The organism is Hahella sp. CR1, assembly GCF_029813005.1.
GTDB lineage: Bacteria > Pseudomonadota > Gammaproteobacteria > Pseudomonadales > Oleiphilaceae > Hahella.
In genome coordinates this window covers 322,207-347,672 of record NZ_JAPELK010000007.1, presented here as the reverse complement: position 1 = coordinate 347,672, position 25,466 = coordinate 322,207, and the positions used below count along the sequence as shown (strand labels likewise).

The 25,466-nt window shown below is 53.6% G+C and carries 21 protein-coding genes; 7 read left to right on the top strand and 14 right to left on the bottom strand.

The features are described 5' to 3' along the window. Positions 1 to 17: 17 nt before the first annotated feature. Together ONV78_RS18920 and ONV78_RS18915 are read right to left on the bottom strand one after the other, a co-directional pair. Positions 18 to 1,940, bottom strand: coding sequence for a PrkA family serine protein kinase (locus tag ONV78_RS18920; RefSeq protein WP_216735632.1), 1,923 nt, complete (start codon positions 1,938 to 1,940; stop codon positions 18 to 20). 627 nt (positions 1,941 to 2,567) lie between these two features. Beyond that, on the bottom strand, positions 2,568 to 3,923 hold the full coding sequence (locus tag ONV78_RS18915; protein ID WP_279505477.1) for an HD domain-containing phosphohydrolase: 1,356 nt from the start codon (positions 3,921 to 3,923) through the stop codon (positions 2,568 to 2,570). A 394-nt stretch (positions 3,924 to 4,317) separates the two neighbouring features. Between ONV78_RS18915 and ONV78_RS18910 the strand changes: the two genes are divergently transcribed. Then, positions 4,318 to 4,788, top strand: a complete 471-nt coding sequence (locus tag ONV78_RS18910) for an OsmC family protein (protein ID WP_279505476.1) — start codon at positions 4,318 to 4,320, stop codon at positions 4,786 to 4,788. Between the two features lie 127 nt (positions 4,789 to 4,915). Here ONV78_RS18910 and ONV78_RS18905 read toward each other — a convergent pair whose 3' ends face one another. Then, the gene (locus ONV78_RS18905) at positions 4,916 to 5,377 is read right to left on the bottom strand and encodes an EF-hand domain-containing protein (RefSeq protein WP_279505473.1); all 462 of its coding nucleotides are present in this window, start codon (positions 5,375 to 5,377) and stop codon (positions 4,916 to 4,918) included. 392 nt (positions 5,378 to 5,769) lie between these two features. Then, the gene (locus ONV78_RS18900; RefSeq protein ID WP_279505471.1) at positions 5,770 to 7,347 is read right to left on the bottom strand and encodes a CRTAC1 family protein; all 1,578 of its coding nucleotides are present in this window, start codon (positions 7,345 to 7,347) and stop codon (positions 5,770 to 5,772) included. A gap of 228 nt (positions 7,348 to 7,575) precedes the next feature. On the opposite strand from ONV78_RS18900, the gene ONV78_RS18895 reads away from it, so the two are divergent. After that, on the top strand, positions 7,576 to 10,056 hold the full coding sequence (locus ONV78_RS18895; RefSeq protein ID WP_279505470.1) for a M48 family metallopeptidase: 2,481 nt from the start codon (positions 7,576 to 7,578) through the stop codon (positions 10,054 to 10,056). Here the strand turns inward: ONV78_RS18895 and ONV78_RS18890 are convergent. From ONV78_RS18890 to ONV78_RS18875, 4 genes are all read right to left on the bottom strand, one after another. Next, positions 10,037 to 10,606 carry a hypothetical protein gene (locus ONV78_RS18890; protein ID WP_279505468.1) on the bottom strand — a complete coding sequence of 190 codons (570 nt, stop codon included), beginning with the start codon at positions 10,604 to 10,606 and terminating at the stop codon, positions 10,037 to 10,039. The two genes, ONV78_RS18895 and ONV78_RS18890, sit on opposite strands and share 20 nt — an antisense overlap. Before the next feature lie 131 nt (positions 10,607 to 10,737). Further along, positions 10,738 to 11,781, bottom strand: a complete 1,044-nt coding sequence (locus ONV78_RS18885) for a DUF1338 domain-containing protein (RefSeq protein ID WP_279505466.1) — start codon at positions 11,779 to 11,781, stop codon at positions 10,738 to 10,740. A 415-nt stretch (positions 11,782 to 12,196) separates the two neighbouring features. Next, positions 12,197 to 13,699, bottom strand: coding sequence for an aldehyde dehydrogenase family protein (locus ONV78_RS18880; RefSeq protein ID WP_279505464.1), 1,503 nt, complete (start codon positions 13,697 to 13,699; stop codon positions 12,197 to 12,199). Between the two features lie 110 nt (positions 13,700 to 13,809). Further along, positions 13,810 to 14,931 carry a saccharopine dehydrogenase C-terminal domain-containing protein gene (locus tag ONV78_RS18875; protein ID WP_279505463.1) on the bottom strand — a complete coding sequence of 374 codons (1,122 nt, stop codon included), beginning with the start codon at positions 14,929 to 14,931 and terminating at the stop codon, positions 13,810 to 13,812. 133 nt (positions 14,932 to 15,064) lie between these two features. Here ONV78_RS18875 and ONV78_RS18870 point away from each other — a divergent pair, with 133 nt between their 5' ends. Beyond that, on the top strand, positions 15,065 to 15,490 hold the full coding sequence (locus ONV78_RS18870) for an Lrp/AsnC family transcriptional regulator (RefSeq protein ID WP_216735641.1): 426 nt from the start codon (positions 15,065 to 15,067) through the stop codon (positions 15,488 to 15,490). Between the two features lie 40 nt (positions 15,491 to 15,530). On the opposite strand, the gene ONV78_RS18865 is transcribed toward ONV78_RS18870, so the two are convergent. Then, on the bottom strand, positions 15,531 to 15,938 hold the full coding sequence (locus ONV78_RS18865; protein WP_279505462.1) for a hypothetical protein: 408 nt from the start codon (positions 15,936 to 15,938) through the stop codon (positions 15,531 to 15,533). Between the two features lie 187 nt (positions 15,939 to 16,125). Between ONV78_RS18865 and ONV78_RS18860 the strand changes: the two genes are divergently transcribed. Beyond that, positions 16,126 to 16,731: a type VI secretion IcmF C-terminal domain-containing protein gene (locus ONV78_RS18860; protein WP_347815421.1), complete on the top strand. Its 606-nt coding sequence runs from the start codon at positions 16,126 to 16,128 to the stop codon at positions 16,729 to 16,731. Between the two features lie 37 nt (positions 16,732 to 16,768). On the opposite strand, the gene ONV78_RS18855 is transcribed toward ONV78_RS18860, so the two are convergent. Both ONV78_RS18855 and ONV78_RS18850 read right to left on the bottom strand, forming a co-directional pair. Beyond that, on the bottom strand, positions 16,769 to 17,527 hold the full coding sequence (locus tag ONV78_RS18855) for a slipin family protein (RefSeq protein ID WP_216735644.1): 759 nt from the start codon (positions 17,525 to 17,527) through the stop codon (positions 16,769 to 16,771). Beyond that, entirely contained in the window at positions 17,524 to 18,720 is a 1,197-nt protein-coding gene (locus ONV78_RS18850; RefSeq protein ID WP_279505461.1) for a nodulation protein NfeD, read from the bottom strand. The genes ONV78_RS18855 and ONV78_RS18850 overlap by 4 nt, the downstream gene beginning before the upstream one ends. A 415-nt stretch (positions 18,721 to 19,135) precedes the next feature. Here ONV78_RS18850 and ONV78_RS18845 point away from each other — a divergent pair, with 415 nt between their 5' ends. Beyond that, positions 19,136 to 20,887 carry a hypothetical protein gene (locus ONV78_RS18845; protein ID WP_279505459.1) on the top strand — a complete coding sequence of 584 codons (1,752 nt, stop codon included), beginning with the start codon at positions 19,136 to 19,138 and terminating at the stop codon, positions 20,885 to 20,887. Between the two features lie 2 nt (positions 20,888 to 20,889). Here the strand turns inward: ONV78_RS18845 and ONV78_RS18840 are convergent, their stop codons facing one another. Further along, entirely contained in the window at positions 20,890 to 21,381 is a 492-nt protein-coding gene (locus tag ONV78_RS18840) for a hypothetical protein (RefSeq protein ID WP_279505457.1), read from the bottom strand. A gap of 169 nt (positions 21,382 to 21,550) precedes the next feature. Here ONV78_RS18840 and ONV78_RS18835 point away from each other — a divergent pair, with 169 nt between their 5' ends. Together ONV78_RS18835 and ONV78_RS18830 are read left to right on the top strand one after the other, a co-directional pair. Next, positions 21,551 to 22,468, top strand: a complete 918-nt coding sequence (locus ONV78_RS18835; protein ID WP_279505455.1) for a DMT family transporter — start codon at positions 21,551 to 21,553, stop codon at positions 22,466 to 22,468. An 8-nt stretch (positions 22,469 to 22,476) separates the two neighbouring features. Continuing rightward, a complete protein-coding gene (locus tag ONV78_RS18830) occupies positions 22,477 to 22,920 on the top strand; it encodes a YchJ family protein (RefSeq protein WP_279505453.1) in 444 nt (147 codons plus the stop codon). Positions 22,921 to 22,928: 8 nt separating this feature from the next. Here ONV78_RS18830 and ONV78_RS18825 read toward each other — a convergent pair whose 3' ends face one another. Then, the gene (locus ONV78_RS18825; protein ID WP_279505451.1) at positions 22,929 to 23,933 is read right to left on the bottom strand and encodes an adenosine deaminase; all 1,005 of its coding nucleotides are present in this window, start codon (positions 23,931 to 23,933) and stop codon (positions 22,929 to 22,931) included. A 97-nt stretch (positions 23,934 to 24,030) separates the two neighbouring features. Then, the gene (locus tag ONV78_RS18820; protein ID WP_279505449.1) at positions 24,031 to 25,137 is read right to left on the bottom strand and encodes a BMP family ABC transporter substrate-binding protein; all 1,107 of its coding nucleotides are present in this window, start codon (positions 25,135 to 25,137) and stop codon (positions 24,031 to 24,033) included. Positions 25,138 to 25,466: the final 329 nt, after the last annotated feature.

Genomic DNA, 25,466 nt, shown 5'->3' with positions numbered 1-25,466 from the left:
CATAATGGACCCTCACTTTATTGCGACTTGCGAACCCGTAGATACCACTCGCAAAGTAAACGCACTTGTTTTTCAGTATAGCCACGCTCGATCATGCGCCGCACAAATTCCTGGTGTTTCTTCTGGTCCTCCTGGGACGCTTTCGGGTTGAACGAGATGACCGGCAACAGGTCTTCCGTGTTGGAGAACATTTTCTTCTCGATCACGGTGCGCAGTTTTTCATAACTGAGCCAGGACGGGTTTTTGCCGTTATTGCTGGCCCGCGCCCGCAGAACGAAATTGACCACCTCGTTGCGGAAGTCTTTCGGATTGCTGATGCCGGCGGGTTTCTCAATTTTTTCCAGTTCGTCGTTGATGGCCGCGCGGTCAAAGATTTCGCCGGTTTCAGGGTCGCGGTATTCCTGATCCTGAATCCAGAAGTCGGCGTAGGTGACATAGCGGTCGAAGATGTTTTGGCCGTACTCGGAGTAAGACTCCAGATACGCGGTCTGAATTTCTTTACCGATAAACTCGACATAATGGGGCGCCAGAGACTCTTTGATGAAGCGCAGGTAGCGGTCGTGAGTCTCCTGCTGGAACTGCTCCTGTTCGATCTGCTTCTCAAGCACATACAGCAGGTGCACTGGGTTGGCGGCCACCTCAGTCGTGTCGAAGTTGAACACCTTGGACAATATCTTGAAAGCGAAACGGGTGGAAAGACCGTCCATGCCCTCGTCGACGCCGGCGGAGTCTTTGTACTCCTGAATCGATTTCGCTTTGGGGTCGGTGTCTTTGATGTTCTGACCGTCGTACACCTTCATTTTCGAGTAAATGCTGGAGTTTTCCGGCTCTTTGATACGGGACAGACAGGAGAACTGCGCCAGCATGTTCAAGGTGTCGGGCGCGCAGGGCGAACCGGCCAGGGAACTGTGCTTGAGCAGTTTTTTGTAGATTTTGACTTCTTCGGACACCCGCAGACAGTAAGGCACTTTGACGATGTAAATCCGGTCGAGGAACGCCTCATTGTTTTTGTTGTTGCGGAAGGTCTGCCACTCTGATTCGTTGGAGTGAGCCATGATGATGCCTTCAAACGGCACCGCGCCCATGCCTTCGGTGGTGTTGTAGTTGCCTTCCTGCGTGGCGGTCAGCAAGGGGTGCAACACTTTGATCGGCGCTTTGAACATCTCTACGAATTCCAGCATGCCCTGGTTGGCTTTAGAGAGTCCGCCGGAGAAAGAGTACGCGTCAGGATCGTGCTGAGGGAAATCCTCCAACATGCGAATGTTGACCTTGCCGACCAGCGCGGAAATATCCTGGTTGTTTTCATCGCCGGGCTCGGTTTTGGAGACGGCGACCTGATTAAGAATGGACGGATACAGCTTGACCACTTTGAACTTGCTGATGTCGCCATTGAACTCATGCAGACGTTTCACCGCCCAGGGCGACATGATAAAGCGCAGGTAGCGGTTGGGAATGCCGTATTCCTCTTCCAGAATCTTGCCGTCTTCAGCCGGGTCGAACAGGCCTAACGGCGATTCAAAAACAGGGGAATCCTTGATGGCGTAGAAGGGTTGTTTCTGAAACAGGCTCTTCAACTTTTCCGCCAGGGAGGACTTACCGCCGCCGACCGGACCAAGCAAATAGAGAATCTGTTTCTTCTCTTCCAGACCCTGGGCTGCATGTTTGAAAAACGACACTATCTGTTCCACGCACTCTTCCATGCCGTAGAACTCTTCAAATTCGGGGTAACGTTTGATGACTTTATTGGAGAAGATGCGGCTTAACCGTTGATCGCGGGATGTGTCGACCAGTTCCGGTTCGCCGATGGCGAGAAGCATTCTCTCTGCAGCGGACGCATAAGCGGTGCGATCCTTTTTGCAGATCTCCAAATACTCCTCCAACGTGTACTCTTCTTCCTTGCGTGAGTCGTATCGACTGGCGAATTGACTGAAGATGCTCATATAGGCCCCCTCTTGTGATGAATAGCTCGCTTAGTGGCGCTAAAACGTCGACATGATCAGTGACCGGCTATCGTGGACTGGCGGCTTCGCCTTGCTCAGACAGGGTCATCATGCGCCTCTTTGGAGCTTTATATGCGCCCCTTTCGGCTGCGTCTGGCCTGCAGACAAGTTTCCTGACATTTTTTCAGCGCGCCCGCGGGCGTCTCCGCTGAACAGATGTGAGAAAACGTTTCTGAATGCGCCCCAACACCACTTGCATGAAGTATTCCGCTTATGAATTAGCATAGTTCAGATCTATACAATTGGATAGGAATTAATTTTCTTAGTTTCATTAAAATTTTTTATATATCATTCTGTTACGTTAGGTGACACATTAATCTGATCGAGTTTAACGGGTGATTTTTCGCGCCTAGTCATGCGCGTTAGACACACAACTCTTCAGACCTTGCGCCTGTTTGGGGCGTGTTGGCGGAACGCTAGGAATATTGGCGATGCAGCGCCCCAAAAACGGCCTGAGGGTGAAAAGAGGGCAAAAAGGGAATGAAAAGAGGGCGACAAAGGAGCAGGGCGGTGATTCAAATTAACGCAGCGGACGCACGCTAAAGCGGCGCCCGCCACGGAGCAGGGTCAGGCGACTTTTTCCTGTTTTTCCATGGACTTGGGCGCGCCCATGTCGAGAATCTTAATGGAGTTAGTCAGAGCTTTTTTGAGCTCGGGCGTGATTTTCTTCTCTTCTTCCAGGTAGAGATACAACACTCTTCCCAACTGCTTCAGCTGCCACTGCAGTTCCTGATACATCAGGTCCATTTCCACGATTTCACGGCTGACGGTCTGAATGATCTGATTCTCCACCACGTGCTGCAACCAGCGGCCCAGAGGCGCGCTCAACATGCCGGAGCGAGTGACCAGGGTCCACAGACGATCTATCTTCACTTTGGCGACGCGCATGCGTTTAATGTGTTCTCTCTCCGCCAGGGTTTCCCGCAGCGCATAGATGCTTTCCACCACATTCTCCAGCATCTGACGCTTCTCCATAAGCTGCGTCGACATGCTGCTCAGGTCGCCGGAAATGGCCAGCTGGGTGGCTGCGTGATTCACCTGACGCAGCACGGACATGAGCGCCATGTGCACCTGATTGGGGAAGAAAGAACTGTCGATCTGGAAAACCGGCATGACTTCGCCGAGATGAATTTTGTCATTGAAACGGCGCTTCTCGCAGATGGCGTAGGTTTCATCCGCCATCGCCACAACCTGTCCGACGATGCACAGGCTGTCTTCAAACAGACCGGCGGGATAGCCACTGCCGTCAGCGCGTTCGTGATGCTCTTTGACTGCGCGACGGGTGACGTCAGGAATCTCTTTGATATAGGACAGAAACAGGTCGCCGATAAGGGTATGGCTCTGCATGGCGCGCCATTCTTCCGGCGTGTATTCGCCGGTTTTTGCGACAATCTGTGGATCGATATGGAGCATGCCGGCGTCGTGAGCCAGTCCCGCCATAAACGCTGCTTCGCGTTCTTCTAAGCTCAGATTCAGGCGTGTCGCCATGGCGAAGCTTAACCACGCGCAGAACAGGCCCTTTTGATACTCTTTCGGCAGTCGCTTGCACAGAACGGTGACTTTCTGCACCAGCAGATCGTAGCCGCCATACTTCTCACACACTTCGATAAGGCTGGCTTCCAGACGCATGGATGAATGAATCTCCAGCAGTCCTTCGAAACGATCGAACATTTGATGAATGTCGCGGTGAATTTCTTTCCCATAGAGGGCGTCATCCACATTGACGGACACCTCAAGCGGCTTCACCAGTTTATGGTTAAGCAGTCTGCGCGCGACCTCCGGCTTGATAGCCAGCCCTTTTTTAACCAGCAGCATCCCGTCCTTGTTGTATATGTCCTCAGTAGCGATTACTGCATTAGTCTCGTTCACCTCCGCTAGATGATTCGTGTAGTGATCGGGCGTTGTCGGATCGTATTGCTTCATTTCAGTTTTCCTGCCGAAATCAGAATGTGACGTCATGCCATCAGGACGAGATTGAGAAGTGTGGGGCGCGTGCGAGATGATCGAATATTGCTCAAATATAGCTCAGTTATAGCAGGCCGATGGTGTATTTCTGCTCATATTTTGCAAACGAACGTAACTAACGTATCTAAAAAGAAAAAGCCTGAAAAATCAGGGGGTGAATGGCGTATTTCGCCAGTTAATTGTCTCGTTTGGCTGTATTGGCGTATAAAAAGTGCTCTATATTTGAGGAGGCTGATGTGTGGTGGCGACCAGAGAGCGGCCGATCTAAAAAGTCTGTTAACATCCTCCTTCAAGGCGCATGCGCGTCGTCGGTTCGGCGCGCGTTTCATTTGGCTGATTCAAGGAGGTGTGGATGTCCGAGTATTTCGCTACTGTGCGCTGGCTTAGAGGCGCACAGGATTTTGTCTCCAATCAATATAGTCGCGTGCATGAGTGGGAGTTTGACGGCGGCGTTCGAGTTCCCGCTTCCGCGTCTCCGCATATTGTCCCCTTACCTTATTCTGTAGCTGAAAACGTTGATCCTGAAGAGGCGTTCGTCGCGTCACTCTCCAGCTGCCATATGTTGTTTTTTCTGGCGTACGCCGCGAAGCGCAAATTCGTGGTGGACAGCTATGAAGACTCCGCCATTGGCGTACTGGCTAAAAATGAGCAAGGCGTCATGATGATGACTCAGGTAAGGCTGCGTCCCCGCGTTGAGTTTTCCGGCTCAGTCAAACCGACGCATGAGGAGCTGGAAGCATTGCATCATTGCGCGCATGAAAGCTGCTTTATCGCTAATTCAGTGAAAACGGAAGTCGTGGTGGAGTTAGAGGCTCAGAAGTGAACAGGGCGGTTGAATCGGGAGTTTGGGGAAGAAGAGAGTAAGAGGCTGGGATAAGGAGCCAAAGCGTGCGTCAAGTAGCGCCCGGATTTAACTTATAGACGCACGCTTTGGCTGAAACTGTCGCCGATTATTCGGCTGGAGCGGTTTCCAGATCTACCGGCGCATCAGCCGGAGCTGCTGGATCTACAGCCATTTCAGGCTGAGGGTCTGCTTGGTACAACTGGCCCGCTCTGGAGCCGGCTGCAGTGGCTTCACCGCTGTACACAACGAATTCGTCGCGGCTGATTTCGCCGTTTTGATCGATATCGATCTGGGCGAATGACTCATTGATGCTGGAGTCTGCAGCGGCTTCTTCTTTGTTGATGACGCTGTTGCGGTCAGTGTCCAGGTATGAAAACACCTGCTCTACCGCTGGACCTGCGTATTGGTCGGAGCTGGCAGGCGCTTCAGTGATTTGCACTGGGGCGCTCATTTCAGTTTGAGGCTGTTGCTCCGCCACAGGTTGTTCGGTTTGAACGCTGGTTTCGTCAGAGCAAGCAGTCAATGCTGCCAGGAATGACGCGGTTACGATTGCGAGTGCTTTATTCATACTCTAATACCTACTAAGTTGGTGTCCTTGTTTCCATTTCTAAGGAGGCGGGTCTGAATGTGCGGATTCAAGACTCCTCCTGTTAACCTCTCCCTTCGTGAGGTAGCCGGGCTGCTTAGCCTCAGCGTGTTTCGCCCTAGGTATATCAAGTTCGGCGCCAGTTTTTAAATTTCCTTTAAAAACAATTAGTTAAATTTGTTCTGTGAATTTTGCGGTCGGTGAAAGGGTGGCTGAAAGTCGCAGAAAAGAGACGGCGGCGGCGACTATGCAGGCAATGTCATAAATATCAATAAGTTACGAGTTGCAAAAAGGCAACGATTGAAAGTGTAGGATTAGCGGAAGAGTTTGGCGGCCGGGCGAAGATGCTGCGCCTGACCGCCTGTTAAGCATTGCTATTCGCCCAGAGAGAGCACGGTATTGATCTTCGGGTCCACCAACTCCAGGCGCTTGCCGTCGGGCTTCAACGCCACTATGCGGGTGACGGATTCTCTGGCGCCGATTCCGAAAACAAAACGGGGGCTTTGGTCTGTCATCAGGCCCACGGCGGATGTCGCTTGTCGGGTATAACTGCGCGCATCCTCCATTTCGATTGTGACTTCGGTTCCAGACCATTCAGGTGAATCAGGCAGCTGTAGAGCGATGAAGTTGGCCTCTGTGGTGTTCAGAAAAGCCCGTACGGGCCCGTCCATGTTTAGCCAGACGATATCCGGACGGCCGTCGCCATTCAGGTCCATGATAACGGGGGACTGGCCAAACCAGGGGTTGTCCAGCTCCAGGTCGTCAGCCTGAAAAAAGCCGGTGGCGTGGCCCATTCCAGTAGGCAGTTGCAAAAATGCCTTGCCCGCCAGTTTGCTGACCTTGTGAATCGGCCATTTAATGTAGTTCTGCGCTACCAGCAGGTCCATTTCGCCGTCCAGGTTGATGTCTTCAAACACGCCGCCCCAGCCGAAGCCGTAGCCGGTTAACTGGTACGGTTCGGTCATGTCGGTGAAGCGAAAGTCGCCTTCGTTTCGCAATAGCAACCATTCGCTGTCCTGACGCTGGTCATCGCGCAGGTCGCCGCTGGTGAGAAACTCCGGGATGGAGTTGCCGATATTGGTGAAAAACAGGTCCTGGTCGCCGTCGCGGTCAATGTCTCCCACCGCCAGCCCCATCCAGAAGCCAAACCCGGAGTGGGTGGGAACGGATTCAAAGCGACCGTCCCCCAGGTTTTTGAATATTTCCACCTCTCCTGTGTTTTGCGCCACGACCAAGTCTTGCAGACGATCGCTGTTGAGGTCGACGAAGACAGATAAAAAGGTATTTTGCAGCGATGCGGTTCCGGACTGCGCAGTAATGTCGGTGAACTGCAGATCGCCGTCGTTGCGCAGCAGAATGTTGGCGCGGGCGTGGGCGGGGTCGTTGAAGGTGGCGCTTTTGAAAGCGTCAAAGGAGATAAAGTTGCTGATATAAAGGTCGCCGTCGCCATCCTGGTCAATGTCGGAGACAGTGACGGCGAAGGAGACCGTATTGTCCGGCAATTGAACCGGCAGCTTTTGCGCCGTGAAGCGCCCGCCGTTGTTTAAGTACAAATAGACGCCGTCGTTGCGGGCGATGATAAGGTCCACTTCGCCATCGGCGTTCATATCCATCGCAGTCGCGCCATAGGTGGCCGCTGAGGCGGATAGTCCGGTGTTCTGAATAATATTGCGTAATTCGCCATCCCTGAGGCTTAACAAGGCGTCGTCCTGTCCTTCGCCACCGCCCACAAAAATCTCTTCCTTGCCGTCGCCATCAATATCCAGCACTGCTGCGCCGCTAAAAGGATGGACCTTTTGCGTCCAGTGGTGGACGAAATCCGTTTTAACCTCCGTAAACGGAGAGAGCTGCAGGCTGGCGGGCGCCTCGCGGACATCCTCCAGAGAAGCGGCGCAGCCGGTCAGCAAGAAAGGTAGTGTTAAGAGAGCGCTGAAAGCCGCTGGTGTTTTCATGAACAATTTCCGCATGGTTCGAAATGATTAGGACTTAAAGAAAAAATAGTCGATTTGACGCAGTTATCAGAGCTCAAGCGATGCTTGTCTGAAATACCCGGCTTAGTGTTCATAAATCCGGCTGCGCCAGTTACACTTCGTCGCGTAAAAACAACTAAAAAGATTAGAAAATATCAGCTTCGGCGCATAAAATTGCCGCCTTTTGCTGCCTCCACAAAGGATGTCGATTTGAGCGCACCTGCTTCCCCCCAGTTCAATGTTATCAGCCAGGGTAAAATTCTTTCCGGTTTCGAAGAGCGTCAGGTGCGAGATAATCTCGTTGCGCGTTTGAAGTTATCGAACGCGCAAGTCGAGCGTCTGTTGACGGGGGCGGTGGTGATCAAGAAATCCTTGTCTTCTTCTGACGCCAGAAAATATCAGGCCTTATTTGTTCGCCTGGGACTGGCGGTGACGTTGCAGCCTTGTCCCTCCGAGGAGGTGGCGACGAAGCCTGTGCAACCTGCGTCGACAGAAGCCGCACAGCCCGCCAAAAGCTCAGCCCCATCGACAGCCAGTCGCGCCAAGCCAGCCAAAGACGCCGACATACAAAGAGACGTGCTTGCCCTGGCGAAGGAGCGACTGCATCAACCTATTCCCAAATTACCGGTAACCACAGCCTATAAACTGGGGCTGTTCAGCGTGACCTTGTTGAGTCTGATAGCGCCTTTGATTTACATCAGCCTGACAATTTGCGCGATAGTGGGAACGATTTGGTACGGGATGAGTATCCCGGATATTCTGGCGGTGCGTAAAACCAACGCGATGGGGACATTGATGGTGTTCGTGCCGGTTCTACTGGGAACCGTATTCGCGCTGTTCCTGCTGAAGCCGTTCTTTGGCCGCGACCATGAAAACCGCACCCTGGAACTGAATCCGAAAAAGTATCGCCGCTTTTATCAGCTGGTGCAGCTGCTCACCGAACGCATGGGCTTGCCTGCTCCGGTGAAGATCTACGTGGATGGCGAGGTCAATGCTCACGTCGCCCCGGAAAAAGGACTGCTGAGCCTGTTTCAGGGACGTTTGACCCTGACGGTCGGCCTGCCTCTGCTGGCGGGCATGAACAGTCGGCAATTCATTGGCGTATTGGGGCATGAGTTCGGGCACTTCGCGCAACGCAACGCCATGATCGCCAACTATATCGTCAACACCGCCAACGCCTGGATGGCGAGCCGGGCCTTCTATCCCGACGCCTGGGATCGTCGCTTGAGCAAATGGCGGGAGTATTCCCCGATTTTTGCGCTGGATGTGGCGCTGATCGCCGCGCAGGGCATGATCAAAGGCACGCGCCTGATTCTGAAATACCTGTTCTTATTCAATCTGCGCGTCACCCGCTGGATGTCCCGGGAGATGGAATACGACGCCGATCGATACGAAAGCTGGGTCGCGGGCAGCGAAACCTTTCAGAGTACGGCGGTGGCGCTGTGGAATATGTCCATGTCGCAGCAACGCAGAGATGAGATCTGGCAATCCGCCTGGAACGAAGACCGCCTGATCGACAACCTGCCGCAAACCATTGCGCAGTTGGCGGCGGAACTGTCTCAAGAAGAAATCGACGCGGTGCGGGCGAAAATGGATGAGCGCCAGACCAATGTTTGGGATACCCATCCAGCGGACAATGACCGCATCGCCCATGCGGAATCTCTGGGTTACGAGCCGGTTTGGACCGATGAATTTCCCGCCACTGAGTTGATGCCGGATTTTGACGCTTTGTGCAAAATCGTCACGCTGCGCATATACAACTCAATGGGGCTGGAGAAGCCCGAGCAGTACCTGTGCTCCTTCGAGGAAATCAGGGATGTTCACTCCAAAATGAATGAGTCGGAAGAAGCCTTGAAGCGCTACTTCGCCGACCTGTTCTCCATGCGCCTGATGAAGCCGTTTAACGCCACGCCGACGGAGGTGGATCTGGCTGGGGCCGTGACCGAGCTGCGCGGCCAGATTCCGCGCGCGACGGCGCAAATGGAGCTGTATTGGGAAGCCTATCAGCATATGGAGGCGGCTCAGGTCGGGCTGGCGTATGTGGAGGCGGGGTATAACATCGACGCCGCTGATTTTGGAGTGAAGGCGGGCGATATTAGTTCTGTGCAACGCAGTCTGGACGACCGACGTACGGAAGTGAAACGAATGGCGGGCGAGTTAAGTCGCTGTCTGGACGCCTATGTGGCGCAGCGCATGCATCTGGCGATGGTGCAGATGTCCGCCGATGACAAAGCGCGGGCGGAGTCGTTGTACAACACTTTCCGTCAGCTGTTCTTATTGCGGGATATCTGGGACAGCCTGCCATTATGCATGGCGGGGCTTAACGCCCTGTATCGCCAGGACGAAGAAGAGCGCCCTAAATTTTTCGCTCAGGCGGCGGCGCGACATGTGCAGTTGGCGAGAGAATATCTGCGTCAATTCCATCAGATCTCCGCCAATATCGACCTGCGTTTTTCCACCAGCAAAGAGCAGACTCTGGCGGAATTCGCCGTGAATTGGGGCGTGAATCCAGAGGAGAAGCTGGGTGAGCTTAACGCCGGCGCGATCTTCCAGATCAGCGACCGCTGTCTGCGGGTGATGCGTTACGCTTATCGCCGCACTATTTCAGAACTGGCGCTGCAGTGTCTGCGGGAGGAAGAAAAGCTGGGAGTTCCTCCCCTGAAAGTGGAGCTTAAAGCGGCGACGGCCTAGTCGTCACAAGCCCCTGACGCTCTATGTCTGCAAGCAACGTTGCTATCAACGCGTTGGGAAACTGCCTGTAGTCCAGATAGGGCGTCAGGTAAACGTTTCCCGCTCGCAAGATGCGACAGTCTTCCTGCAACTCTTGAGGTGTCTGGGGAAGCGTTGAGAACCCTTCCGCGAATTGCTGTCCCCCGATAAGGTGCACGGGAGGCTGATGGTCTGTTGGCGTCTCCAGCAGGTGTTGTTGAAACAGCAACGCCGTCGCGCCGCCTTCCGTGAATAAACGCCTGTCCCGTACCGCGCGCCAGTCTTCCTCTGGAAAGAATAGCCCCTGCGTTATCTTGGCGAAGATGGAAAAAATTTTGCGCCAATGATTGCCTGTCTCTTTGATGATGACTTCCGTCTCTCCAGAAATGCCGCAACGATAGTCCTCCATCTGCTCATACTGAGGCATGGGCGGGCGGTGAGGGGTGTAGAGAATTAGCAATGGGCGCGAGTCGCCGATTCCTGTTGCATGCATGGCGAAGTCTGTGAGCGTGGCGTTGTCGGGGTTAATCAAGGAGGGGGAGTATAGCCTGACCGGCCGAAAAGAAGCGAAAAAATGCGCACATGGCCAACCTCGGTCCAGGCCGCTGGCTTGCAAAGCCTGGCCGGAGCGACGATGTGCGCTAATTCTTCAATATGCTGGAGTTAGCATTCCGCTGTCTCGGCCGTTTTCTCAACGGCGCGAGTCATGGTGAAGATGCCTTGGGCGTTGCTGCTGTCAAAGCGCAGGTCCATGCCCTTTTCAGCGCTCTCGTCGATATCGTTGCGCTGAATGAATTCAAAGAAGGAGCCGGGAACCTCATGGGTTTCGACGCCTTGATCCGTTTTGAACTGGCGTTTTACTTTGGTGGCGCGATAAGCGGTCTGCATGATGTTGGCGTTGCGCGCCACTTCAATTTCATCCTTCATCGGGCGGCCCAGCTCACGCTGTTGTGCGTCCAGTTGACGAATGTCGCCCACGCGATCGGTTGCGTGGTTAAAAGCGTTGCCTTCGGTGGAGATCCAGGCCATTTCCGCGGACTCTTCCCGCAAGGCCAGATAGTCGTGCAGGTGGGGCACGCCGTGCTGACGGTCAAAACACTGCAACAGGTTAGGCAGCAATTCCGCCGCGTCCGCCAGGGGCAGAGCGCCGTTTGCGGCCAGCTTCTGCAACAGCTCCGCAGAGCGAGGCGTCAATGGATCGGAAGATACGGAAACCACTCGGTCAACGGCGTCCTGGAAAGATTTGGTGAATTGCTCCGGGTACAGCTCACTGACGAAGTACTGGGCGATATCGTGGGGCAGGTCCGCATGCGTGTAGACGAAACCGCACATTTTCAGCTTGGGCAACGGATACTGTCCGGCCACGGTGAAGCCGAGAGGCTCCAGGATGCGCGCAAACGCTTTATAACCCATCGGCAGCGCCTGATTTTCCCAAGCCACAGTGCGTAGCGCGCCATGGTCGAACACGACCTTTTCTCCGGACGCCAGTTTTTCAGCCACGTATTGCTTGCCTTCCGGCACCCGCTCCAGCAGGTCGTCAAACAGCATCATGTTCATCGCCTGGGCGATGACGGCGCGATTGAGCGGCTCGTCGTCATGGTGAGGCTGGGCGAAAATGGGGTGCAATTGAACGGAATCAAGCAATTGCTGAGCCTTGGCGGCGTCAGTCAGCGAAGACAACAGTTTGAAAAGCGCAGTAGTTTGCATGGTACGGCTCGTAATCCTGAAAATAATACTGACGTTCGTCTGACCGGCGTGCGTCCAGACGCCTGAGGCGTTCTGGAAGAAGAGGAGGAGATCCGGCTTCGGTCGAAGTCCGGTTACAGGCGCACAGTCGGAAACAGCTTCCCGTACATCATCGGTATATATTAATCAGGCGGACAAACAGCTTCCTTCTATTTGTGTCCGCCACGACAGGGCCTGCGCATGTCAGACCCTGTCTCCCACGGCTGGCCGCCGCGCAGGCGCATCCATGCGCCTGTTTATCAACATGCCAATATTATTGCCATGTCAATAAAGTGTTAAACCAATAAGGAAAATCCTGACCTGTCGAACCGCGCGTCCTGGCGCGGATGTTAAAAGGAGAGCCGAAGCTTTCCTTTCAAGTCAACTCAGCAAAGGCTTAGTTGAGATCGAACTTAATACCTTGCGCCAGCGGCAGCTCGGAAGAATAGTTCACTGTCGCGGTGGAGCGGCGCATGTACGCCTTCCAGGAGTCGGAGCCGGACTCGCGACCGCCGCCAGTCTCTTTCTCGCCGCCGAATGCGCCGCCGATTTCAGCGCCGCTGGTGCCGACGTTGACGTTGGCGATGCCACAGTCGCTGCCCACCGCAGAGGTGAACAGTTCCGCTTCACGCATGTTGAGAGTGAAGATGGCGGAAGACAGGCCTTGCGGCACGTCGTTCTGACGTTCAATCGCTTCTTCCAGGTCGGAATAGCGGAAGAAGTACAGAATCGGCGCGAAGGTTTCGTGAGCGTTGTTGGTCAGCGCGTTGCCGCCTTCCACAATGGCGGGGTTCACGTAGTAAGCCTGTGGGAACTCTTTTTCCAGCGCGCGTCCGCCGCCGTATACGTCGCAGCCTTTCGCTTTGGCGTCAGCCAGCGCCTGCTCCATTTGCTCGTAAGAGCGGCCGTCGATGAGCGGACCGATCAACGTGCCGGCTTCCTGTGGGTTGCCGATAGGCAGTTGCTTGTAGGCGGCTTTCAGGCGGCCCAGCAATTCGTCATATACGGAATCATGAGCGAAGACGCGACGAGTGGTGGTGCAGCGTTGGCCAGCGGTGCCGACTGCGCCGAAAACGATGGCGCGAGTGGCCATGTCCAGATCAGCGGATTCCGCCACGATGATGGCGTTGTTGCCGCCCAGTTCCAGAATGGATTTGCCGAAGCGAGCCGCGACGCGTTGACCGACTACGCGGCCCATGGCGCAGCTGCCAGTGGCGCTGATCAAAGGTACGCGCTTGTCGTCAACCAATTGTTCGCCGACTTCACGTTCGCCGATGATGACGCTGGACAGGCCTTCTGGCGCTTCGCCGAAGCGAGCGATGGCTTTATCCAGCAGATGCTGACAGGCCAAGGCGCACAGAGGTGTTTTCTCGGAAGGTTTCCAGATTACCGGGTCGCCGCACACCAGCGCCAGTGCGCTGTTCCATGCCCAAACCGCCATGGGGAAGTTGAACGCGGAAATAACGCCGACTGGACCCATGGGGTGCCAGGATTCGCGCAGTGCATGATTGGGGCGCTCGGAAGCGATAGTCAGACCGTACAGTTGACGGGACAGACCGACGGCGAAATCGCAGATGTCGATCATTTCCTGTACTTCGCCTTGGCCTTCAGAAATGATCTTGCCGCATTCCAGCGTGATCAAGGCGCCCAGGGTTTCTTTGTGCTTGCGCAGTTCTTCGCCGTAAAGACGCACCAGCTCGCCGCGCTGAGGAGCGGGCAGGCGACGCCAGGCTTTGAAGGCGTCTGCGGCGGCGGCGATTTTCTTTTCTACTTCGTCTTTGTTGTCCAGTTTCAGGTTGGCGATCACTTTGCCGTCAACCGGGGAGCTGATTTTGTAGTCCCCTGAAGCAAGAATGCCCTGGTCCATGCCCAGGGCTGAAAAAATCTCTTGGATATTCATAGCGGTCCTCCCGTAAAGAGTCGTAAGTGCGTTTGCTTGTCCTTGTAGCGAGCTTCTGGTTCGCTACCTGTCCTGATGTCGGGGCGCGGGGTCGCCGCGCCCATATTTGATCAGGCTACGCGACGCACTGAAGCCGAAGGGTTTTTCCCGTCGTCTTCCATATAGTTGCGGCCGAAACGGTTGTTTATAAAGTCTTCGAAGCGGATATCTTCCTGACGTACGAAGCCTTGGTTCGGCAGTTTGCCTTCCGCCAGCAGGTCCAGCGCAGCGCAGATGCCGGATGCGGTGGTGATCTGGATGGCGCTACGCAGTTTACCGTTGATTTCGCGGCTGTAAATCTTGCGTGCGAAGGTTTCCTGCAGGAACAGGCCGTTCTTCACGCCACTGACGTTGGCGAATACCAATACAACGTCCTGCATGGTGACAGGGATGGCGGATTCCATGATTTCTTTCAACAGGTCGCGACGCTCGCCCAGACGCAGGTCGTTCAGCAACAGCTTCATGACGTCGCGGTGACCAGGGTAACGCACTGTGCGGTAGTTCAGGTTGGACACTTTGCCTTCCAGCGTTTCGCACAGAGTGCCCAGGCCGCCAGAAGTGTTGAAAGCTTCGTAATCGTCGCCGTCCAGGGAGAAATGCTCCAGCTCTTCCATGGGAGGCACTTCACGCAATTGACCGTTAACGATGGCTTCGCAAGGGTTCAGGTATTCGTTAATCAGGCCGTCGGTGCTCCAGGTCAGGTTGTATTTCAACGCATTGGAGGGGAACTTGGGCAGTGCGCCGACACGCATGTGAACATTGTGCAGGGAGTCGAATTTGCGCGCCAGATCATAAGCCACGATGGAAATGAAACCAGGAGCCAGACCGCACTGAGGAATGAAGGCGGATTTTGCGTCTTTCGCCAGGGACTTGATCAAACGAGTGCTGGCGACGTCTTCAGTCAGATCCAGGTAGTGCACTTCTTGCGCTGCGGCGGCGTGCGCAATGGAGGCGCTGATATCGAAAGGGCAGGAGTTGATAACGGCGAAGTGGCCTTTGAAGGCGGCTTCCATTTCCTGCTGGTTAGAGGCGTTCGCCTTCACAGTTGAGATGCCTGGGATTTCTTCGGCGATGCGGTCCAGCGCGTCCTGATTCTGATCCACCAGCGTGACTTTGTAGTCGCCAGTGCTGTTCAGGAAATCCGTGATCATTGAGCCGATTTTACCAGCGCCTACAACAACGATGGGTTTCATATGTGCCTCTCCTAATTGTTATTGGATGAATAAATCTATAATAGGAGGCGCAGATGTCGGATTGTAACTGTCATAGTGACGAATTTACTGATAAATTTAGACGAAATATCTACATTTGTAGTGAAATCGTCATATGGATGAAAAAAATCAACGTTTGCTCGATCTGTTGCAGGCGAACGCGCGAGAAGCCACTTCGTCACTGGCGAGAAAACTCAACCTGTCCCGCACTGCAGTGCATGAACGCATCGCCAAGCTGGAGGCGGAAGGCGTCATTCGCGGCTATACCATCCGTCTGGACAAGGAATATGAGAAAAAGCGCATCAGCGCCCAGGTGATGATCGAAATCAATCCGAAGCTGAACAAACAGGTGGAAACGGCGCTGCGACGCATAGATGAAGTGCGGTCGCTGTACACGATCAATGGACAGTACGACTTCATCGCCCTGATCCGCGCGGAAACCACGGAACAGATCGATGAAGTGCTGGATCACATCGGTGAAATAGAAGGCATCGAAAAAACCATGTCGTCGATTGTGTTATCGACGAAGTTTGAGCGCTGAGAGGGCGAGTCGCCCCTCAGCGTCACACTATGCCAACTTTCTACCAGCCCCCGCCGTCTGCATCGTTGTCCCAGCCTCTGCTGTGCGAATTTCTTACGGGTCTTCCCCAGCTATTTTCCCACTCTATGTTTATAGGCTCTGAGGTCCATTCATTGGCGCCTTCATCGGAAATCATCGGGGGGCGTGGCGGTTCACAAAATGAGCAGAACATATCCGAGTGAATTTTGATGCCAGGAGAAAGATCATAAAGGTCCCCGGCGGACCATTGTACATTTTTGTCATAAACCCAAATGCCGCAGACACAGCATTTATCGCAATCGATTCTCTCGTTCAATGTGCTTGAGTTCTTAAATAATAATTCGAAATTGGCTTCACCAAACAGCTCTCGAGCTTTTTCTTCAATAGCGTTGAGCGCCTGTTCTTCTTTAGCGTTGTTATCGATATCCACAAGCAATCTCATGCTTAGTAGAACCGTTTTTTTCGTAGTCATTATTGCAATTTTCTCGTTATAAATTTTTGTAGGGATGGCGGCAGGGAAGGTGGTGGTGACGGGCTTCCCTGCTTTTTGTTTGAGGCGACTTTCGCCGCTTCTGAAATCGATTTGCTAATAATGCTATCCTGCGGTGGGCTTGGCAATGGGGAGGTTTATAGGTGATCTTTTGTCTCTTTTTGGGCGTGAGAAGCGGGCGTCAATGAGGTTCCTGTTGAAGGCGTTTGTGTGGGCTGCTTTGCTTACAGGAAACTGTTTGAACACGATGGCGGCGGAGGTTGAATGCTATCGAGCCGACGTCATAGCGGCGTTGTCCACATCCCCGATAGCGAGCCCAGCGGCCCATTCTTCGGAGACCGCACCAAAAGCTGGTTTCAGAGTGAATCTTAAGCCTTTGACGATGTCTCCATCAGTTCGACGGATTCGTATGGTAATCGGCGAGGTTGAGCCGGCTTCCGCGCCCGGACCGAGATTTTGGTCCGAGTTCGCCTGGCCGGCGAGCCACCCGGACGCATACGTGGAAGTAGAAACGTTGAACGGCGACCGTAAACGGTATGACTTCTTTGGAGAGTGGGCGTTGTTTCGGTTCCTTGAGCAAGCGCGGATTACGCCCGAGTCGGACACCTCCGGCCAAGCCCAGTTTGACTTTGGCGGACTGCAAGTGACTTATCAGATAAAAACCGCTACAGCGGCGCAATTCAGCGTATTGCAGAAGTTGTCCGACTACCCCTGTGCGGAATCTATGCCCTGAGTCGGTTTTCCGGGGCGAGTTAAGCTTGATGGTAAGGTCAGCTGGACTCACTCTCCTGGATGCCGAAGGCCTTGAGAATTTCCAGCGGCAGTGGAAACGCGATGGTGTTGGTTTTGTCGCTGGCGATTTCCGTGAGCGTTTGCAGGTAGCGGAGCTGAATCGCTTGCGGCTGTTTGGCGAGAATCGAGGCGGCCTCGCGCAATTTTTCCGATGCTTCCAGCTCCCCAGTGGCGTGAATCACCTTGGCGCGCCGGATACGCTCCGCTTCCGCCTGTTTGGCGATGGCGCGAATCATGCGCTCATCCAGATCCACATGTTTGATTTCCACGTTGGAGACTTTGATGCCCCAGCCGTCTGTCTGGACGTCAAGGATGCGCTGGATATCCTCATTCAGCTCCTCCCGCGACGCCAGCATTTCATCCAGCTCATGCTGACCAAGCACCGAACGCAGCGTGGTTTGCGCCAGTTGACTGGTGGCCTCGTTGTAGTTCTCCACGTTAATCACGCTTTTTTGCGGGTCCAGCACCCGGTAGTACACCACGGCGTTGACCTTAACCGAGACGTTGTCCCGGGATATTACGTCCTGCGTCGGCACATCCATGACTACGATCCTCAAGTCGACGCGCACCATTTGTTGAATGATGGGAACAATAACGATCAGTCCGGGCCCTTTCACCTTGTAGAAGCGGCCAAGCAGGAAAACCACGGCGCGCTCATACTCGCGCATGACGCGAAACATCGTCAGCAGCAGGGCGAGCGCAATAATAACCAGCGCCAAAACAACGTAAGCGATCATGGGATAGCCTCCACTTGCAGGGTCAGTCCCTGTATTCCTGTGATTCTGAGCTTTTGGCCTTGCGTTACCGGCGTATCGCAATAGGCCATCCATAGTTGTCCTTGGGCGGCGACCCGGCCGCTCCCTTCAAAATCGGCGATTGCTTCCGCCTGTGAGCCGATAAGGGTTTCCACACCGGACACCACCACCTGTTTTCGTGATTTCAAGGCGAAATGCAGCAGCACGCTGAGCACCAGTACGGACAGGGCGGCGATGGCGATGATAACGGGCAGAGCGATCTGGTAAGCGGGCGATTTCGTGTCCATCAGCATGACGGAGCCAAGAATAAACGCGGCCACGCCCCCCAGACCCAACGCGCCGAAGCTGGGAGCAAAGCTTTCCGCCGTCATCAGTGCGACGCCCAGCAACAAGAGCCCCAATCCCGCGTAGCTGATAGGCAGCAGCTGTAATGCATACAGGCCGATCAACAGGCATATGGCGCCGAGGATGCCAGGCAGGGTGGCGCCGGGATTGTAGGCTTCCAGCAGCAGTCCATAGATGCCGATCAGCAGCAGGATGTAAGCGACGCTGGGATCGGTGATGACAGCCAGAAAGCGGTTGCGCCAATCCGGTTGGACAGGATGCAACTCATATCCAGACAGTTTTAAGGTTACCGCCCCGTTATCAAGGTTGACCTGCCTCCCTTCCAGCTGGGTCAGTAGTTGCTCTGTTGAGTCCGCCATCATATCAATGACGTTCATTTGCAACGCCTCTTCCGCGCTCAAGCTGGCGGCGTCGCGCACGGCCCGTTCCGCCCAGTCTGCGTTTCGGCCTCGCAGTTTCGCCAAGCCCTGAATATAAGCGACAGCGTCATTGATCTGCTTGCGCTCCAGTGTGCTTAGTCCTTTCTCGTTGTTTTCTGCGTCGTCGTCAGGCTTTGTTGGCGAGGATGAAGGAGCGGCGATTGATATCGGCGAGGCGGCTCCCAGATTGGTGGCGTGCGACATGGCGGCGACATGAGAGCTGTACAGAATATATGTGCCGGCGCTGGCCGCTCTGGCTCCTTTGGGGTAAACGTAGGCGGCGACTGGAGTGGAGGAAGCCAGAATCGCCTGAATCATGTCGCGCATGGACTTGTCCAAGCCGCCAGGAGTATCCAGTCGCAATAGAAAAAGAGACGCCCCGGCTTCATTCGCTTCCTCTAACGCGCGCATGAACAAATCCGCACTGGCGGGTCCGATAGCTCCCCGTATATCAAGGGTCCATACCTGTGGCGGATGTTTGGAAGAAACATTCACACCGCTTGTTTCTGCGGCAAAAGTTTCTGTGGTGAAAGACGAAAAGAAGAACGACACGGAGAAAGCGAAATAGAGCAGCCAAAACAATCTTGCGGGAAGCTGCATGCAAAAACACAACCCCGAAGCGGTCGGCGTCCTACGCCGGATTGCAAACGAGCTTAATCGCATATCCCTGGCCATGGCGTTAAGTATAAACGCAGGCTGTCAATTTATCTTTCCGTGGTAATTTCGGGATGAGCCCAAAAAGGTAACACCTTGTTTTAAATGTGTTATGTGGATTGGCTTTTAACTATAATTCCGCCCTTTTGACATCATTACAGGGAGCCATAACTTGGATATGGGCAGTTCTAGCGTTCTTACCTTTAGAAAAATCAATCAGGGCCTTCGTTACTCCTCCGTTTTGCTTTTAACCATGATGATGGCCGCTTGTGGTGGCGGTGGAGGCTCTGGAAGCGAGGATAAAGCGCCCGTAACAAGCACTCCTGTAACTGATAGCGATGGCGGGAACGCTGGCGGTGGCAATAATGGGCAAGCGGATGGCGGAAGCGATGGCCAGATAGACGGCGGTAATGATGGTCAAGTGGACGACGGAAATGGCGATGGAAATAATGATCCAACAGATCCAACAGATCCAACAGATCCAACAGATCCAACAGATCCAACAGATCCAACAGATCCAACAGATCCAGTAGAGAAACTGGTAATTAGTGCTTATGAGAGAGGTAGCGTAGAACTCTCCAGAGACAGCCTGAGCGAAGTTTATACCTGGGTTCAGGTAAGTGGGCCGACTGTAGAGAAAACTGATATAGATCTAAATCATATCTCCTACAGGATGCCAGAGGTTGACGCGGATGCGGAAGTCATAATTGAGGAGTCCGCCAAGGGCGCTTCAGGGGAGAAGAGAACTCGCGATATCAAGATCGTGTTAAAAGCCTATCCCATGCTGGATGGAGTCGACCTGACTCCGGAATTTAAGTCCTGCATCAAAGAGACTTTTCATGAGGACAAGAAAAAAGACATCGGTTATGTACGCGAAATTTACTGCCCTGATGTCAAAGTCTACAACATCCAAGGCGTAGCAGAGTTTGTAAATCTGGAGTCGCTTGATCTTCAGAGCTATAGCCCGCAAACAGTTACTGGTTCTGAGGAGCTTTTAAAACTAACCAAACTTCGGTTATTAAGTCTGAAAAAAATCACTTTAGATGATATGCATATCATTGAAAAAATGACTGATTTGACCACATTGAAGTTAGTGGGTCTCAACTTGGAGGAGCTTGATATATGGTCCAAGTTGACCAAATTGAATAACGTGGATGTTCATGGCAGTACTATTCGATCTCTAAAGCCGGTTATTTCGCACCCAGGCGTCGCTAATCTCACCATCAGTGCAGGACAGCTGAACTCCATTGAGCAGCTGTCTGATTTCCCGGCGTACAATTATTTGAATATATACGGCTTAAAACAGAATGAAGCGGAATACCTCGCCAACCTTAAGGATCTGGAACAGCTAGCTTTGAAGGAGGCGGCGGTTTACGATTTTTCCTTTCTAGAAGATATGACTCGGTTGACTTACTTGAGCATAGCGACATATTCGTCCATTGATAACCTCTCTTTTGTGGCGAAGCTCACGAATCTGAGATCTCTCATGGTTGAGGCCAAAGGCAAAGTCAGTATGGCTCCCTTGACGCAATTGAAGGGGTTGGATTATTTGTACTTTGATGGATTGAGTGTGACGGATTTGGATAGGCTTTATGAACTTGAGTCTGTGAAGTCACTCAATTTTGCGAATAATGAGATTCAGGACTTCTCTGTAATTGGACTGATGCCTTGGATAGAAACATTGTACATTGCAGGTAACCCAGTTACTTCCGTGGGATTTATGGAGAATAATCTGGAAATTATATCGTTGACGTTAGCTAGAACGCCGTTAAATGACATTGATGTTGTATTTGGCCTGCCTAATCTTAAAACGCTGACATTGTACGACAGTAATTCTATTTCCTGTGCGCAAATCGAGAGAATTAAAGAGGAGCTTGAGTTGGATCGTTTTGATGCGCCCAGATCCTGCGACAACGCGCTTTAGGCTCAAATAAACTCTCCCCCCGATCTTTCCGCTTGTAGCGGGAAGTTGGGGAGGAGGACTTGTTGCAGGAGGTGGCGGAAGGCGGGATCTTTTTCGCTTAGAGATTCGGCTTTTTTCTGGGCTTCGGTTTGAATCTGGCGGTTCAGGATTTTCACCAGTTCATGAAATTCGGTCAGGGTTCCCGACCAGTGCAAACCATTATTCAGAACATTGTCGTCTTCCGGGGCGCCTCGTTCTGCGTAGACATTGCGATAACATTGCGCGATGTCTTCCACCCAGCCGTTGAGGCTGACTTTCAAGTCGATTATATTGCCGCGTTGGCTGGCCAGGGATTCGTGCTTTCTTAGATAAGGTTTGAAAACGGCGCCTAATGTTTGCGTCATTTTTTCCCTTTCGGATTCACAGGCGGACAGCTCCGTCGCAGCGCCCCGTTCCGTCATCAGCGCCAGGGCGGCTATGCTAAGGATTAATAGAGTCGGAGGATGGACTCGCATTGTGGTCGCCCGTCAGCAGTGCATGAAGGAATGCCGCTGAGATGTGGCGATATGTGGGTTGGGTCGCTTTAACGACATCGTCAGCGGCATAATTTAAACATAGTCCAAATATTGCGGATTGGCGAAATCTTCAATATTTGTCGTCAGGATAGAAGTACAGGACGCAGCTATGTCTCAGGAAGTTTCGCGCAATACTAACGAGTCGCTGGCGTTGCGCTATGGTTTGTCCGCCGTCTTGCTGTGGTCCACCGTGGCCACCGCATTCAAATTGGCGCTGGCGCAGCAAAGCGTCAGTCAGCTGGTGTTTTTCGCCAGTCTGACATCCGTATTGGCCCTGGGGGCGGCGTTGCTCTGGCAGGGGCGTCTGGCGGAGGCGATGCGTTCTTTGCGGGAAAACGGCTGGCGGGCGCTGTGTTTCGGTCTACTGAATCCGCTGCTGTACTACCACATTCTGTTTTATGCCTACGATCTGCTTCCTGCCCAGGTAGCGCAGCCCATTAACTACACCTGGGCGTTGATGCTGGCGTTTCTTGCTGTGCCTTTTCTCGGCCACAAGCTCACGCGTATGGATGTGATCGCCATGTTGGTGAGTTACAGCGGCGTGGTGGTGATTTCCTTTGGCGGCGATGACAGCGGACAATCTTTAAATCTTATAGGGATTGCGCTGGCTTTGGTCAGCACCCTGGTCTGGGCGGCCTATTGGATTTTGAACTCCAGAGACAAGCGCGATCCTGTGATCGGGTTGTTTCAAAACTTCTTATTCGCCACGCCCTGCGCCGCCGTGCTGGCCTGGCCTTTGAATCTGGCGCCCGCCGCGTTGGGCGGTGCGGTCTATGTCGGTCTGTTTGAAATGGGCGTGACTTTTATGTTGTGGCTGATGGCGATGAAATATACGCGCCACGCCAGTCGCATCAGTAATCTAATATTTATATCGCCGTTTATTTCTCTGCTGCTGATCCACTTTATCTTGGGCGAGAAAATTCACATGCTGACCCTGGTGGGTCTTGGTTTTATTGTCGCCGGTCTGGCGATTCAGGCGCGCTCCGCTAAAAAAGGGCGGGCATCCGAACCTTTGTTGACTGAATGAGAGTAGTTATGAATAACCTGTGCCCCTGTAATTCCGGTTCGCCTTATGAAGAATGCTGCCAGCCGCTGCATTCCGGTAAGGCGGCGGAGACGCCGGAACAGCTGATGAGATCCCGGTATGCCGCCTTTGCGATGGGGCTGATGGAGTACCTGCAGCAGACGTGGTGCGCGCAGCATCGCCCGGCGGATTTACAGCCGAACGAAAGCATCCAGTGGAAGCGTTTGGAAGTGCTGGATAGCGGCTCGGAAGGCAATCAAGGCTGGGTAAATTTTCGGGCCACGTTTCAGGAAGGGGACAAATGGATGCAGTTGCAGGAACGCTCCCGTTTCACTAAAGAGCAGGGGCGCTGGTTGTATGTGGATGGGGACGCCACCTGGACGGCATTAAGCGTCGGCAGGAACGATCCATGCCCCTGCGGCAGCGGTAAGAAAAATAAAAAATGCTGCGAGTGAGCCCTGTCTCAGTGATTTTGCAGATACTGGTCCAGGCGGGCCAGTAAACGCGCTTTCTCCTCTGGGGTCAGGAAGCTGGCCTCAAAGCTGTTTCTCGCCAGCTGAGCCGCCTGCTCTTTGCTCATGGGTAGCGCTTCCTGCATGGCGATGAAGTTCTCATTCATATAGCCGCCGAAATACGCCGGGTCATCCGAGTTCACCGTCACCTTCAGACCTTTTTCCAGCAGGCGCAGAATGTTGTGTTCTGACATGGAGTCGAATACGCATAGCTTGATATTAGAGAGCGGGCAGACGGTCAGCGGAATTTGTTCGTCGATCAATCTCTGCATCAGCGCCGCGTCTTCAATGCAACGCACGCCATGGTCGATGCGTTTGACCTTCAACAGATCCAGCGCTTGCCAGATATACTCAGGCGGCCCTTCTTCACCGGCATGAGCCACGCTCAATAAGCCGGCGTTCAGCGCTTGCTCGAACACGCGCTGGAACTTTTCTGGCGGATGACCGACTTCAGAGCTGTCGAGCCCAACGCCGACAAAGTGCTGCTTATAAGGTAACGCCTGGCGCAGTGTTTCCATCGCCGCTTCTTCACTCAGATGGCGCAGGAAACAGAGAATCAGTTTGCTGGACTGTCCCCACTGCGCTTCCGCATCCTCCATGGCGCGGATCAGGCCGCGTATCACCACGCCAATGTCCACGCCGCGATCCGTATGGGTTTGCGGATCAAAAAACATTTCCGTATGGATAACGTTCTGCTCACGACACCGCTGCAGATAGGCGAATGTCATATCGTAAAAGTCCTGCTCATGCAGCAACACCTGGGCGCCCTGGTAATAGATATCCAGGAACTCCTGCAGGTTGTTGAACTCATAAGCCGCACGGACTTCTTCCACATTGGCGAAAGGCAAGGCGACGCTGTTGCGGCGTCCGATTTCGAACATCAATTCCGGCTCCAGCGAGCCCTCAATGTGCAAATGTAGCTCCGCCTTGGGAAGTCCTTTCAGAAAGTCTTGCATATCAAATTCCTGCGATCTTTTTTGAGATTCGGCCGTAGGCCGCTAATGCCTTAAACATAGCATTTTGCGGCCCGTCGCGCTTATCTGATGCGATCTCTTAATGGGGAATTTCGCCTTTGATTCCCTGTACATACCAATTCATGCCGGCGACTTCTTCGTGAGCGAGCTCTTCACCGGCGGGGACTTTTAACTCGCCTTTCTGGTTGAAGATAGGACCGGTGAAGGGTTTCAGTTTGCCGGACTTGATGTCGGCGATCATGGATTCCGCTTCTTTCACCACGTCAGCGGGAATGGCTTGGTTGAACTCTGGCAACAGGATCATGTCTTCCGCCATGCCGCCCCAGTAATCGCGGGGTTTCCAGGTCCCGTCCATGACGTTTTGCACGGTGTGAATGTAGTGATAGGACCAGTCATCCACGACCGACACCAAGTGCGCTTTGGGGCCGAAACGGGACATATCGGAAGATTGCCCGACGGCGTACACGCCGCGCTGCTCCGCCACTTGCATGGCGGCGGGGCTGTCTGTGTGCTGCAGAATGACGTCGACGCCCTGATCAATCATGACATTAGCCGCCTCCGCTTCTTTCGCCGGGTCGAACCAGCTGCTGACCCAGAGAATCTTCAGCTCATAATCCGGATTGACCTTGTTCATGGCGAGACGCACGGCGTTGATGTCACGAATGACTTCAGGAATGGGAAAGGAGGCGATGTAACCGAGCTTGCCGGTCTTGCTCATTTTCGCCGCCACATAGCCAGATACGTAGCGTCCTTCATAAGTGTTGGAGATATAGGTGCTGACGTTTTTGGTGCGTTTGTAGCCGGTGGCGTGTTCGAACACAACGTTGGGGAACTGGGCCGCCACTTTTAAGGTGGGGTTCATGAAACCGAAGGAGGTGGTGAAGATCACCTTGTGGCCGGACTTGGCCAGATTACGGATGACCCGCTCCGCGTCGGCGCCTTCCGGCACATTTTCTACATAGGTGGTTTTGACTTTGTCGCCGAAATGCTTCTCCAGCGCCTGGCGTCCCTGATCGTGTTGATAGGACCAGCCGTGATCGCCGATAGGGCCGACATAGACAAACCCGACCTTAAAGGGCGCCTCCGCGTGGCTGATGAACGACGCCAGCAGCGCCACGGCGCCGAGTAGGGCGATCAGAGGTTGACGGGCTTTTTTGAGTAACGCAGTCATGCTGACATTCAACATCGTAATGTATGCTCCCGGATCGTGTTTTTTTGTTTATTGGCGGCGGGTAGCCTCATGCTCAGCGGCCGCCGCTGATGCAGAAGCAATTTTATGACCAGCCGGACAGGTTTCGGAAACTTCCGCCGTATTCCGCGACGGGCTGCGTCACCGGCGATTCACTCAAGCACCGATATTGAACCTTTACTTTCCTGAAGTACATATATGCCCTCAAATGGGGCGCGCAGTGATGCGCCGCAGCGAGGAAATGGAGCCCAAGTTGGTCGTTTTGATGAGTAATCTGGATAGCGCAGTAAGGCCTGATTTAAGTTCGCGCATGACGTCTTCGCTCT